This is a genomic window from uncultured Abiotrophia sp. (assembly GCF_938010525.1).
Taxonomy (GTDB): Bacteria; Bacillota; Bacilli; order Lactobacillales; family Aerococcaceae; genus Abiotrophia.
This window is the reverse complement of sequence record NZ_CALLVK010000021.1, coordinates 38,514-51,736: the sequence shown is the minus strand read 5'-3', so window position 1 is coordinate 51,736 and position 13,223 is coordinate 38,514. Positions and strand designations below refer to the sequence as shown.

General features: G+C 44.6%; 14 protein-coding genes. 12 read left to right on the top strand and 2 right to left on the bottom strand.

Annotation, left to right across the window (positions count from 1 at the left end; all coding sequences use genetic code 11):
- The first annotated feature begins 135 nt into the window (after positions 1 to 135).
- From Q0339_RS04910 to yaaA, 3 genes are all read left to right on the top strand, one after another.
- The gene (locus Q0339_RS04910) at positions 136 to 702 is read left to right on the top strand and encodes a LemA family protein (RefSeq protein ID WP_291427817.1); all 567 of its coding nucleotides are present in this window, start codon (positions 136 to 138) and stop codon (positions 700 to 702) included.
- Positions 703 to 734: 32 nt separating this feature from the next.
- Entirely contained in the window at positions 735 to 1,601 is an 867-nt protein-coding gene (locus Q0339_RS04905; RefSeq protein WP_298077708.1) for a YgcG family protein, read from the top strand.
- A gap of 107 nt (positions 1,602 to 1,708) precedes the next feature.
- Positions 1,709 to 2,446: a peroxide stress protein YaaA gene (yaaA, locus tag Q0339_RS04900; protein ID WP_298077707.1), complete on the top strand. Its 738-nt coding sequence runs from the start codon at positions 1,709 to 1,711 to the stop codon at positions 2,444 to 2,446.
- A gap of 47 nt (positions 2,447 to 2,493) precedes the next feature.
- Here the strand turns inward: yaaA and Q0339_RS04895 are convergent, their stop codons facing one another.
- Positions 2,494 to 3,171 carry a CpXC domain-containing protein gene (locus Q0339_RS04895; protein ID WP_298077706.1) on the bottom strand — a complete coding sequence of 226 codons (678 nt, stop codon included), beginning with the start codon at positions 3,169 to 3,171 and terminating at the stop codon, positions 2,494 to 2,496.
- A 163-nt stretch (positions 3,172 to 3,334) separates the two neighbouring features.
- Here Q0339_RS04895 and Q0339_RS04890 point away from each other — a divergent pair, with 163 nt between their 5' ends.
- The 7 genes from Q0339_RS04890 to Q0339_RS04860 all read left to right on the top strand — a co-directional run bounded on the left by Q0339_RS04890 (position 3,335) and on the right by Q0339_RS04860 (position 11,252).
- Positions 3,335 to 3,880 carry a flavodoxin domain-containing protein gene (locus Q0339_RS04890; RefSeq protein WP_298077705.1) on the top strand — a complete coding sequence of 182 codons (546 nt, stop codon included), beginning with the start codon at positions 3,335 to 3,337 and terminating at the stop codon, positions 3,878 to 3,880.
- Entirely contained in the window at positions 3,881 to 4,594 is a 714-nt protein-coding gene (rpiA, locus tag Q0339_RS04885; protein WP_298077704.1) for a ribose-5-phosphate isomerase RpiA, read from the top strand. It abuts the gene before it with no gap.
- Entirely contained in the window at positions 4,595 to 5,896 is a 1,302-nt protein-coding gene (locus Q0339_RS04880; protein ID WP_298077703.1) for a pyrimidine-nucleoside phosphorylase, read from the top strand. It begins immediately after the preceding gene.
- Positions 5,897 to 6,082: 186 nt separating this feature from the next.
- Positions 6,083 to 7,327, top strand: a complete 1,245-nt coding sequence (locus Q0339_RS04875; protein WP_298077702.1) for a hypothetical protein — start codon at positions 6,083 to 6,085, stop codon at positions 7,325 to 7,327.
- A 220-nt stretch (positions 7,328 to 7,547) separates the two neighbouring features.
- Positions 7,548 to 8,192, top strand: coding sequence for an HD domain-containing protein (locus tag Q0339_RS04870; RefSeq protein WP_298077701.1), 645 nt, complete (start codon positions 7,548 to 7,550; stop codon positions 8,190 to 8,192).
- Complete coding sequence (locus tag Q0339_RS04865) at positions 8,193 to 9,374, top strand: class I SAM-dependent rRNA methyltransferase (protein WP_298077700.1); 1,182 nt, start codon at positions 8,193 to 8,195, stop codon at positions 9,372 to 9,374.
- A 90-nt stretch (positions 9,375 to 9,464) separates the two neighbouring features.
- Complete coding sequence (locus tag Q0339_RS04860) at positions 9,465 to 11,252, top strand: serine hydrolase (RefSeq protein ID WP_298077699.1); 1,788 nt, start codon at positions 9,465 to 9,467, stop codon at positions 11,250 to 11,252.
- 67 nt (positions 11,253 to 11,319) lie between these two features.
- Here the strand turns inward: Q0339_RS04860 and Q0339_RS04855 are convergent, their stop codons facing one another.
- Complete coding sequence (locus Q0339_RS04855) at positions 11,320 to 11,790, bottom strand: aromatic acid exporter family protein (RefSeq protein WP_298077698.1); 471 nt, start codon at positions 11,788 to 11,790, stop codon at positions 11,320 to 11,322.
- 170 nt (positions 11,791 to 11,960) lie between these two features.
- On the opposite strand from Q0339_RS04855, the gene Q0339_RS04850 reads away from it, so the two are divergent.
- Both Q0339_RS04850 and Q0339_RS04845 read left to right on the top strand, forming a co-directional pair.
- On the top strand, positions 11,961 to 12,479 hold the full coding sequence (locus tag Q0339_RS04850; protein ID WP_298077697.1) for a hypothetical protein: 519 nt from the start codon (positions 11,961 to 11,963) through the stop codon (positions 12,477 to 12,479).
- 38 nt (positions 12,480 to 12,517) lie between these two features.
- The gene (locus Q0339_RS04845) at positions 12,518 to 13,210 is read left to right on the top strand and encodes a glycoside hydrolase family 73 protein (RefSeq protein WP_298077695.1); all 693 of its coding nucleotides are present in this window, start codon (positions 12,518 to 12,520) and stop codon (positions 13,208 to 13,210) included.
- Positions 13,211 to 13,223: the final 13 nt, after the last annotated feature.

Below are 13,223 nucleotides of genomic sequence, written 5' to 3'. Positions count from 1 at the left end.
TTTTACTTTGAGCTAGTAAATTTAGGTTAGCCTCAAAGAATAGGACCTAAGTCCTATTCGCTGAGCCCTGTCATATGGTATAATCATCTTGTCCTCGAAATAAGAACTTGATTCAGAGGACAGGAGGATTATAATATGAAAAAAACTTGGTTATTTGTGATAGCTGTTCTGGCAGTCATCGCCTTTGCCTTAGGTGGTACCTATAATGGCCTAGTATCATCGCAAAATGCAGTTACTCAAGCCCAGGCAGACGTGCAAGTTGATTTGCAACGTCGCTATGACTTAATTCCTAATGTAGTCAACAGTGTGAAGGGTTATATGAGTCATGAATCAGAAATCTTCGAGAAAATAGCGGAAGCCCGTGCTAAGATTGGTTCTGGTAATGCGTCAGAAGCCGAGCAAGGCCAGTCTGACTTATCATCAGCTGTGTCCCGTTTATTGGTTTTAACAGAGAATTATCCAGATTTGAAGGCTAATCAACAGGTAGAAAATCTTATTACTGAATTGGAAGGCACTGAGAACCGTATCAAGACCTCTCGTGGCGTTTTCAACGAAGTAGCGACCAAGTACAATACTAAGGTTCGATCCTTCCCAACTAACTTAGTAGCGGGCATCTTCGGTTTCCAACCAGTGAACTTGTATCAAGCAAGCAGTGATGCGCAAGTAGCACCAACAGTAGATTTGAATTCTTCTAGCCGTTAAGGCGACAGTAAGTCCTATGAGGAGGCATGACCATGAAAACTAAAAAATGGCGAGGATTCCTACTCTTACTAGGCTTTGTCTTCTTGTTTATGGTGGGTTGTGGCGCTAAGACTAACAACTTACCTGATAAACCAGAGCGGTCGGTTGTGGACGAGGCTAAGGTTTTGTCTCAGGATACTTTAGCCTATATTGATCAGGTCAATCGACAACTGGCTCAGACCTCGGAGCAATATCAAATTGGGGTTTATCTGCCAGCTGATCTCAAAGGTCTCAGTATTGAAGAGCTAGCTAACAAGGTAGCTAAAAAATGGCAAGTGGGCTTCTCTGGTACTAACAATGGCATATTGTTGGTGGTCGCGCCTAATGACCGCAAAATGCGGATTGAGACCTCAAATAAGGCAGCTGAAACCTTACCCGATGTGGCGGCCAAACGGATCTTGGATTCTGCCAAGAGTGAACTCAAAGCTAAAGATTATGACCGAGCAGTGCGTCTGCAGATACAGGGGATTATCCAGTATCTAGGCTTGTCAGATAGCCAACTGACCCAACTAGGGGTGACCAACTCAGCGCGTGCTGAGCACGAGACAGCCTTGCGCTGGTCTAAGAGCCCTTGGCGTTTTGTAGCCAGTGCTTGGCCAGTCTTCCTAATTTTACCTTTTGGCATACCACTTGGTATTCGTCTCTTACGGCGACGCCGTGGCGCCTTCCGCTGGTCTGATGACGATGATGATTTCTTCGACGGATTCTGGGGTAGTGGCGGTAGTGGCGGTATCCTAGGCGGTTGGTGGAGCTCTGGTAGTTCCGGCTCTGACTCCGGTTCAAGTGGTAGTTCAAGTGGCAGTTCCGGCGGTTGGGGCGGTGGCGGCTTCGGCGGCGGCGGTGCTTCCAGTGGCTGGTAAAGTAATCAAATAGCTAAGGCTAGGACTGAGTCCTGGCTTTTTTCGTTTGGCTAGATTGATCCTATCTTCTGTGATATAGTAGGAAAGAAGAGATAAGGAGGATAAGCATGAAATTTCTTATACCGAGTGCCAAGCAGATGTCAGACTTGTCTGATGGCAAGTTCGTTGAGTTAGCGCCAGCTAGCCAGGCTGTATTGGAGCAATTAGTTGATTTATCAACTGAAGAATTGGCTAAGTTTTATGATATTTCTGACGCTCAAGCAGTAAGCGAGACGGAACGATGGCAGGCTTTGGCGACAGGGGAAGCTGAGTCTTACCCTGCCATGGACCTCTATGATGGTCTCATGTATCGTCAATTCAAGCCGGTGCTTAAGTCAGATAAGGCTCGAGCCTTCGCTAGTCAGCATGTCTTGATTGCCACCGCGCTCTATGGCTTAATTGCGGCTAATGCCCCGATTGCGCCGCATAGATTAGATTTCATGAAATCTCTCAAGGTTAATGGCAAGCCTCTAAAATCCTATTGGAAGGTACAGTATGATACATCTATAAGAGCCAATCAAGATGAAGTCCTGGTTTCCCTTCTGTCATCTGAGTTTGAACAAGTATTCAGTCCAGCCCTGCGGCGACTTTTCTTACGAATTCAGTTTCTAGAAGAAGTGGATGGCCGACTCAAACGCCATTCAACCATTTCTAAGAAAGGGCGCGGGCAGCTACTAGCTTATTGTATAGAACATCAAGTCCAGACCCTAGAAGCACTCCGAGCTGCTAAGTTTGATGGCTACAGCTACCGGTCAGATTTATCTGGTGAACTAGACTGGGTCTACGTTAAAAAAATAGAGAAATAAAGGAATAAGCCAGCCCCTTAGGGACTGGCTTATTTAGTTAGCATATGCTATTTTTCATTGTCACTAGCTGGCTGGCTTTCAGGCTTCTTCCCTTCTAGCAAATCTAGCGCCCAGCGGTAGCCAATATAGTGGAAGTCGCCGCGTAAGTCCTCTTCCAAGATTTTGCGGTATTTGCCTTTGACGAAGTCAATGAGCTTCTGGTGTAAGTCGACTAGAATTTGATCTTGGTCCGTTACATAGAGGATGCGCTCAGCACCTTTGCTCGGATAGTAGTAGCGCGCCTTAACCGGTGTATCAGGCTTCTCGGTTGCAAAGAGCCCATCCGTCAGGATTTTGACTGCTTCAATGATGCGGTCATCATGGCCGGATTCCAGAATTTGGATCTTCTCTAGTAATTCAGGAACGCTTGTCACCAAGCGCAGTTGGTAGTGGTCTAAGGAGAAGTTGAGGCCTTCCAAGATTTGCTCCAAATCGTCTTCTAGACGATCTTTTTCTTCCAGATAATGGGGCAGGAGAAAAATCATATAGGCAGCTTGCGGATTATGATAGAGGAATTGATAAGTTAGTTGACGCTCAGCACCGCAAGTAGGGCACTCGAAGCGGAAGAGTTGACCTTCGAAGAGATCACGCGCTAAAGGCGCTTGGGTCTTGCTATTAAGGTGAGTAGGGTAGTCTTTATCTACTTGGGTCTGACAGACAGGGCAAGTCAGGTGGAGTTCAGGCATGGTGAAGCCTCCTTCATCAATCTTTCTTTTATTATATCAAAAAAAAATGCGAAATCTATCTCAAGCTACTTAGAATAAGAAAAATGTGGTACAATAGGAATGTAAGGGTGCCCGTAAGTCAGTCGCGAGTAACCCGTAATGTATGCAGAAAGGGATGGAAGTAATGAACTGTTTAGTGGTCTATATGTCACGTTATGGCTCGACCAAACGCTATGCTGAGCAAATCGCCAAAGTACTTAATTGCCGTGTCTGTGCTCATAATGAGGTCACCGATACACTCCTGGCAGAGAGTCAGATTATGATTCTTGGAACCTGTATTTTGGAAGGGCGTTTAGAAGGTGCTCCTGTTTATCAAGAATGGATAGAGGCCTGGCCTGACAAGTCTTGGATTCTCTACACGGTTGGTCTCTCCAATCCAGACTTAACCAACTTTGATCCTCTCATGGCGGCGGCCTTCAAGCCAGAAGTCTTAGAGCGTATCACTGAATTCCATTTTCGTGGGACAATCGTCTATAAGCGCCTCGACTTTATGCAACGCTTAGCTAAGCAACTAGAAGATACCAAAGAGCATTCCCTAGATACAGTTAGTTTGGGTGACGTAGAGCGCTCCATGCTAGAGACATATGGGACCACTTATGATGCAACCGAAGAATCTTCTCTGGAGCCTTTGGTGGCTCGGGTTCGTGCTATTCAGAAAGGAGCAAAATAAATGGTAGATACCAAGGAACTAGTCGGTCGTTACGCTGCTAACTATGTCAAAGATGGTATGGTGGTTGGTTTAGGAACCGGATCAACGGCTTATTGGTTTGTTGAAGAATTAGGTGCTCGTATTGCGGATGGCCGCCTCAAACAAATTGTAGGCGTAGCTACTTCTCGTCGGGCAGCGGAACAAGCCCTTAAGTTAGGCATTACCATCATGGATTTAGATCGGGTCAACCATATTGATTTGGTCGTTGACGGGGCGGATGAAGTGACCCGTGATTTCTATGGCATCAAAGGGGGCGGTGGTGCCCTCTTGCATGAAAAGATTGTGGCTAAGAATGCCAAGCGTTCTATATGGGTTGTAGGCGAAGACAAGGTTGTCGATACTTTAGGAGCTTTCCCCTTGCCTGTTGAGGTGGTGCAGTTTGGGTCCTGGAATCTTTTCCGTCAATTGATGGCGGCAGGCCTAGAACCAAGCTTCCGTAAAGTTGGGTCTGATTCGCTCTATATGACAGATTCTGGCAACTACATTATCGACTTAAAACTAGGCCAAATTCCTTATCCTCACCAACTAGCCCATGAATTGAAGAATACGGTAGGGGTAGTCGAACATGGCCTCTTCCTAGACGTATGTGATACTTTCTTGGTGGGACGTGCTGACGGTAGCATCCTCCTTTATCAGAAAGATCAAGCCGAGCCAATGACAATTGAGGTGAATTAAATGCGGGTAGTAGACCTAATCGAGAAAAAACAAGCAGGCCTGGCCTTGAGTCAGGAAGAAATCAATTTCCTGATTGCCGGTTATACAGATGGCACGATACCTGATTATCAGATGAGCGCTTTAGCAATGGCTATCTATTTCAAGGGAATGACGGAAGAAGAAGCCAGCTATTTAACCATGGCCATGGTCAAGTCAGGGGATGAGATTGATTTATCCGCTATTCATGGTGTCAAAGTCGATAAACACTCAACGGGTGGCGTGGGCGATACAACTACCCTGGTGCTAGCACCTCTAGTAGCTGCCTGTGGTGTGCCAGTTGCTAAAATGAGTGGTCGTGGCTTGGGCCATACGGGCGGGACAACTGATAAATTAGAAGCCATCCCTGGCTTCTCCGTAACCCTATCACCTCAAGACTTTATTGATCATGTCAATCGCTACAAGATTGCGGTCGTTGGGCAAAGTGGGAACCTGACCCCTGCTGATAAAAAACTTTATGCCTTGCGGGATGTGACGGGGACCGTCCAATCCATTCCCTTGATCGCTAGCTCGATTATGAGTAAGAAAATTGCGGCTGGGGCGGATGCCATTGTCCTAGACGTTAAGACTGGTGAAGGAGCCTTTATGAAGACCTTGGCAGATGCTGAAGCTCTGGCTCATACCATGGTGAAGATTGGGCGCCAAGTGGGCCGTAAGACCCTGGCTGTTATTTCTGATATGAGCCAGCCTTTAGGCTATATGATTGGGAATGCCTTAGAGGTCAAGGAAGCCATCCAGACCCTTCAAGGCCAAGGACCAGAAGATTTAACAGAGCTTTGCTTGGTTTTAGGCGGTCAAATGTTGCTAGCAGCAAATCGAGTAACTAGTCTAGAAGAAGGCAAAGCCCTCCTGCAAGAACAAATTGACTCAGGACGTGCCTTGGAAGTCTTCAAGACTTTCCTTGCTAACCAAGGCGGGGATACGAGAATTGTGGATAATCTAGACTTGTTGCCTCAAGCTCGCTATCACATTCCATTCCTAGCCCAATGTTCGGGTGTAGTCAGCCAATGGGTGGCTGATGAAGTTGGGGTAGCCGCTATGATTTTAGGCGCTGGACGTGAGACCAAGGAAGATATTATCGACCCAGCTGTAGGGATTGAACTCTGTGTTAAGGTTGGGGATTCGATCCAGGCAGGCCAGCCACTTGCGATTTTACACAGTAACCGAGAAGATGTGAGTGAGGTCTTGGCTCGCTTGTCTGCTGCCGTTTCGATTGCCGACTCCGCTCAGGTGCCAGAATTAATTCGCAAAGTTATTGTGGAATAAGCCCATAAGCTAATAAAACAGCCCCCATTACTTGGAAAATCATCCAACTAGTGGAGGGCTGTTGAATTATGCTTGGCTTTTCTAAGAAAGTCTTAACTAGGGTGATTTTAGTTTACTTTTGCCCCTTAGAGTGTTAAACTGACTGATGAATTTGTATGATTTTCGGAAACGGAATGAGGTGACAAAATGTCAATCAAACCAAGAGCAATTAAGCCTTTTTCTTATGGAGTTTTGGCCTTAGGCTTAGCGCTTATATTAGGGGGCGCAGAGGCAGTAGGTGCCCAATCAGATTCTGAGCAAGTAGACTCAACAAGCCAAGTAGAAAGCCTAGCCACCGCGTCTGAGAGTGCTAGTTCTGTAGCTGAATCCGAAATGGTCTCCACTTCTGCTGAGAGTTCGGCTGAACCGCAACTATCCAAACCAGAACTATTGCAGGCCGCTCTTGATGCTATGCATGAGTTAAAAATCTACCAGGTACGTTATGGTTTTACCTACGTCAAGGATCGAGCGTATACGGCCCAAGTACAAGCGGTGGGGGACCGTAGTCGTGGTATTGCTAAGATACAATTAACCTATTATGGCGATAAAGGCGAAGGTCTTAAGTATCAACTCGATTTGATGACTTATGATAATCTCTCTCATGTCTATATTAAGCATAGTCAATTATTAGCAAGCATGACTTTCTTCCCTGAATTGTCTTTGACAACGGAGCAGCTCAAGGCCTTAGAAGCCTATGATAACTATTATATCGAACTTAGCAAGGAACAGCTCAAGCAAGTTGGCTTAGATCAAGAAGCTTTCCAGTTGCTTTTCTTAGAGCCCAACCGCAAGAAGTTGAGCCAGTTGCCGGAAGCTAAGATTCATGAGTTCAAAGGGACCGTGATGACCAGTGCAGAGTTGACTGAAATTCCGGAGTTTCTCTTTGACCAGACACGTAACTTACATCTGGATTATCGTCTTAAGATGGAGTGGGAAGCAAGTGACAAAGGCCCTAGTCTAAAACTCAATCCCCATCTAGATTTGGTAGGTAAGGGGGTCGGTTTGGACCTCCAAGGGGAGGTGTCGGCTAAGATTCGCAAAGGCGAGTTTGGCCTCAACCGCATTGCCGACATCGCGACTGGTAAGGTAGATTTTCTAAAAGCTATGCAATTAAAGACCAGTCCTGTGCTCCAAAAGCTCAAGCGGTTTAGCTTGCGAGTGAATCCTAAGGAACAAAGCTATCGTATGACTCTTTTGGGGGTGGTGGAAGATACCAACCTTAACCTTTTCAATAATAATCCTGCCTATACACGCTCTTATGACTATGTAGTGGATTATGAGTTGAGCCCTAGCCAAGAGCACTTACCAGATATTACGGAGCTCAAACGCCTTTCTGCCCAGGAATACCAATCTCTACTAAATAAAATCTTAAGTCAGACACCACAAGAATAGTCTTTCGTTGACTACAGTAAGGTTGTTTAATAAGTGCACTTCACCCCATAAGTTAGATTTTCTAATCTAACTTATGGGGTGAAGTTTATTCCTGGCTTTTTCAGTTTCCAGAATGCAAAAACACAATTTACTTATTTTTTGAAGGGCTAGTTCTGTTATAAGGTGACTAGCCTTAGCCAGGGATCTTATGCTAGAATACAAGAAAGGAGTGTGACAGGGAATGGATTTAGGAATCATTGAAGCTTTTGCGCGTCAACGTATGGCACAAGATAAGACAGGACACGATGTTCAGCACCTTGAACGTGTGGTTGCCAATGCTCAGCGTTTGATGGTAGCTGAATCACAGCCCATTAAAACCTCCATTGTGCTAGCTGCAGCTTGGTTGCATGATGTCATTGATGATAAGGTGACATCGAATCCAGCTCAAGCGCGCAGAGAAGTAGCAGAGCTTCTAATACAAGCAGGAGCAACTTTACCAGAGAGAGATACTATTTTAGAAATTATGGACCGCCAGTCTTTTAGCAAAAATCTGCAAGAAAAACAATCTCTATCACTTGAAGGGCAAATTGTACAGGATGCAGACCGACTAGATGCCTTAGGGGCAATTGGCATAGCTCGTACCTTTTATTATGGAGGTTCACGAGGACATGATCTCTATAATGACTTGCCTCCTCGTGATTTGTCCCAATTAAGTCAAGAAGATTATCGTCAAAATCAGAGTAGCCTGGCCCATTTTGATGAGAAATTATTAAAGTTGGCTGACTTGATGAATACCGCATCTGGCCGTGCTCTAGCCCAAGAGAGAACTGCTTTTATGCGCCAATATCTGGCACAATTCTGGGCTGAAATCAAAGGAGAATGTTAGATGAATACACTAATCATGAAGAAGAAAGCCAGTCAAGGGCTGAAAAAGGGCAAGGCGCTGATTCAGTTAGCTGATGTCATGGAGCCAGAAGTAGCTGAGCGGCTAGCCGAAGGAAGCGTAGTAGGCTTAAAGTCGGTGACGGGGCAGTGGCTGGGACTCATGCTAGTCGGGCGCCAACAGAAGGGCTTAGGTTGGTTGCTAACTCAGAATAGTCAGTTAGACGCTAACTGGTTAGAGCAACGGGTTCAAGAGGCCTTGTCTCAGCGTCAGTCCTATTTTAAGCGTTCAGACTTAACTGCCTTTCGCCTTATCAATGGAGAAGGAGATGGCTTGGGCGGAGTAACAGTGGATTGGTATGCAGGATTTATCCAACTTAATTGGTATTCTCAAGGGATTTATCATTACCGCGATGAGCTAGTATCAGCTCTTAAAGCTAATATTGTCAATATCTTAGGAATCTATGAAACTCAGCGTTTTGACCAGCAGGTGGCTGAACAAGCTATTAGCCACCTTGAAGGTCAGCTAGCACCCTCACCAGTCACTATTCGCGAAAATGGTATTCACTATGCCATCCATCTAGGACAAGAATGGATGACTGGACTCTTCTTAGATCAACGTCAGGTGAGAGACTATATCATGCAAGGAGCTGCCGGCAAAAGTCTCTTAAACCTCTTCAGTTATACAGGTGGCTTCTCAGTAGCGGCTGCAATGGGGGGCGCAAGCCAAACCGTTAGCGTAGATGTGGCTAATCGTAGCCTAGCTAAGACGCAAGAAAACTTCGCGCTTAATGGGATAGAGTCACCTAGCCAAGCACATGAAATTCGCGTTATGGATGTCTTCGACTATATCCGTTATGCTAAGCGTAAAGGACTGACCTTTGATCGAGTTGTATGTGACCCACCTAGTTTTGCGCGAACGAAGAAATATACCTTCTCTGCCCTAAAAAATTATGGCCATCTTGCGGCAGATCTTTGGTGTTTGGTGGCCCCAGGTGGTCAATTAGTCTTGTCTACCAATCACTCGGCCTATTCGTTAGAACGCTTTAAAGCAGATTGCTTGGCAGCGTGTCCGGGTGCTGAACTGAAGGCTCATTTTGGCTTAGGAGAGGATTTCCCGCGGTCAGAAGATGAGCGCAGTGATTACTTGAAAGTATTAGTCTTGGTCAAGGGGAGCAAGGGCTAATTATTGTGATAAGGCGCTTTAATTTTTAGCTATTCTATGATAGAATTGTAGGGAATAGGTAGCAACCTAATTAGAGGAGGGATTTAAGATATGCAATGTCCAAACTGTGGCAAGCCAGTCAGAAGTAAGACACACTGTGCCCGTTGTGGTTATTCATTTGCGGATAAAAAAGTGGTGAGGGAACCACATTATGAGAATGATGAAGCATTCGATTCGAACACAGTTCTGCCTCATGATGATTTACACCAGACAACGGAGTATGAAGCGTGGCGTAATACCCAAGAAATTCAGAATTTTGATTTTTCATCCCAAGATGATGAGGAAGAATTAGTTCCTGAATTTAAACCAAAACGTCGTCGTGGTTTTATGCGAGTTATTTTTAGTATTCTACAGATGGTGCTTGTTTTAATTCTTTTATTCTTGGCTTTCCTATATGGTCCGGAGTTGCCTAAGTACTTACCACAAGCCTTGAATGCCGTAGGGATTAAATGGGGAAATCAAAATACTGAAACACCAACATCATCAAGCTCTAGCCAAGTAGCGCAGGAGTCCAGCAAGGAAGAATCAAGTAGTACACCAAGCCTTCAAGCCAAAAGTAAACAAGCAGATCTTTCTGCCTATCCTTTTGTGACGGTCACTCTGACTTTTGAGCAACCACTAGAGAATTTGACCCGTGATACATTCAAATTTTCCGTAGATGGTAGCGACTTAACAGACTACTCTTTAGTCAAGGAAGCTAACAATTTAGTCTTACGTTATGTGGACCCAAGCTATCAAATTACTAAAGCAGCTGGTAGTAAGGTGTCCTTGGCCATCAAGGCGGACAGCCTTAACTACGCCGAACAACTTGAATATCAAACACCGGATTTAGGTCTGAGTCAAGATCAAGTGAAAGCTTTAGAGGCAGTGTTCAAGTCCGATGGTAAACAAGTCGTGGCTCTTCAAGAAGTCGGTAGCAAAGCTCCTTACTTATCAAGTACTAAGTCTAGTGACGCATCTAACCTTTTTGCATGGTTTGTATTAGCGCGGACCTATCAATTGATTGATGAGAAAAAGTTCGAACTAACAACTGAAGTTGAAATTCAAGAAGCTCTCCGTGTAGGGACGGGAGAGACAGCTATGGCAACGCACGCTATTGGCTCGAAGATTACTATCCAAGAATTAATTGATGCAGTAGTGGTAGCCCAAGATGCAACAGCCATGAACTACTTAATTCAACAAGTAGGTGGCGCAAATGAATTGAATCTCTGGCTTAATAGCCAAGGCTACTATTCAACAAAGATTAGTGCTAATCTAGCCTTGAATGAGGCAGGTGATATTACAGGTGTGACCACAAGTGCCTATGACTTGGCTAATTTGTTGAATCAGCTTGCCCAAGATAAGTTAGTTAATGATAAGGTGAGTGCAGCGCTTAAAGAAGCCGTTCTTAAGACTCCGGTTTCCACCAAGTTCCCAACAGACCTGAAAGATGTGACACGTCGTTATGAAATGACGACACCTGATCAAGTGGGGAGTATGCACCATTATGCGGCAATTATTGAGATGAACGGGAAATCCGTGATTGTTGTAGTTCTCGGTGCACCTGGCGATGGAGAAACTGCGAATACTAATGTGGCTTCAATCGTGAAGACCTTAGTGGAGTTTGCCCAAGGCCAAACTAACGCAACTGAATCAAGTGCTTCAAGTAGTGAATCATCAGCAGCGAGCAACTCATCTACTCCTGAGTTGCCTTCTCAGTCTGAACTTAACAACCCTAACGTAGAACCTGCACCTGTTTTCGATTACTTCGATGATGATGGTGACGGTGTCCTCGATTCTACTCCACGTCAAGGACGATGGTATTGGGACACTAACCGTGGAACCTGGCTATATTATTAATATAAAAGAAAGAGCTGAGACGAATATTCCTGTCTCAGCTTTTTTTATATATTGACTCGACAAACTACTAACCCTGTTTCTTAGCTTGAGGATTTGGTAGTAAACGATTAACTAGAATGGCAATGGCAGAACCAATGATAGCATCCAAAATACGATTGGCACCATAATCTAGGAGGTGCTCTTTAGGTGTATTAAGGAAAACGACAAAGAATGTTGCACTAGAATTGATGACGCTAGCTGGGTGGTTGAAGGCATTGCAGAAGACGATGATTAAGAGAATTCCCAAACTTGCACCTAATACACGATAGATAGGTAAGGGGAGATTCATCCAAAGGGCAATCTGGGTCAATAAGATGGCGATGATGACGCCGAGGGTATTGCCAAAAAGTCTAATACGGCCAAATTTAACAGAGGTCTCGTGTTCAGTTCTCAGGGTAAAAACGGCAGCGATTGCCGCTAAGACAGCAGGTTGGCGGTGTAAAAGTTCGAAGAGGGTAATAGTTAAGCCGACCGCAATCATGGTCTTAAAGGTCCTCATTCCAACTTTAAAGGCTTTGAGGTCGAAATTTAGTTTCATACAGCTTATATTCCTTTGTAGGCGTTCTTAGGCTTAAGTGTACCAAAAAAAGAACTTGGGGACAAACCATTTGATAGTTCACCTAAAAGGTGTATAATGGAAGAAAGTAATCTATCAATGAGGTGATATAAATGAACCAAGCCCTTATCAGTATTGTACTTAATGCTGTCAAAGAAAAATATGTAACTGAAAAGGCCTTTTATACAGATAAACTCGGTATCAGTCCCCAGAGCTGGGACCGCTTCAAAAAAGGGGAGCAAGGTCTTAAATATGAGAATGTCAAAATCCTGTCGACTCTCTTCACTGATTACGAATGGATGCTCGTTCAAAAAGTCGTTCGTAATGCAGAACGTCTGAGTGATGTGATGGCCAATCCAGTTAAAGAATATCAGTACCTCAAGTATCAGATTGCCCGCCGTTGGATTCATCAAGGTATGGCCCGTATGGAGTGGCACCACAGCGAACCTAATGAGGAAAGCTCAAATCGCAAATCTAATATGATGATTTTACAAGTAATTACCGATTATCATATCTGGGGTTATAGTGATGTCTTAGAATTACGGTTACCAGGCATTATTCGCCAACAAATTGAAGGCGATGAGATTAAACTCTTGGAATGGTTTGATAACCAATTGAATGGTGAGCTCTAAGAGATATCAAAATAAGAAATAGAACAAGGAGGTGACCCATGGCCAAAAAAGGTAAAAGCTACTATGCCAGGAAGAAAAAAGCAAGTAGTGGCTGGAACTGGAAAAAACTCAAAACTCGCTGGCGGAAGTTTCGTTTAGCCCTTTATCAGAAATTGGGCAAGGGGACTCTACTAGCTATTGGACTTACTTTGATTTTATTTTTAACTTACCAAGTAATCCAAGACCGTGGTGGTCAGCCGGAGAATAATCATCAAGTGCAACACCTTAATCGGGAATCATTTGTTCAGAAATTAGTTCCTACTGCGCAACGTTTGCAGAAGCAGTATGGCGTTCTGGCTAGTGTTTCCTTGGCCCAAGCTATGGTTGAGTCGGATTTTGGTCAGAGCCAACTGGCCGCTAATTACTATAATCTATTCGGTGTTAAAGCTGAAGCTGGAGATCCAGATGGGGTGGATTTGGAGACCAAGGAATTTGTTAATAATGAGTGGGTGACCATCGTCGATCGTTTTAAGGTCTACAAATCTTGGGAAGACTCTCTAATTAAACACGCGGAACTAATTTTTTACGGTACAACTTGGAATTCTAAGCAGTATCAAGCGGTCTTAGAGGCCAAGGACTATCAATCTCAGGCTCGCGGTTTACAGTCGTCAGGTTATGCGACGGACCCAGATTATGCTGATAAATTAATTGCAATGATTGAAGAATGGCAACTAACTCAATATGATCAATAATTTTAAAATTGTG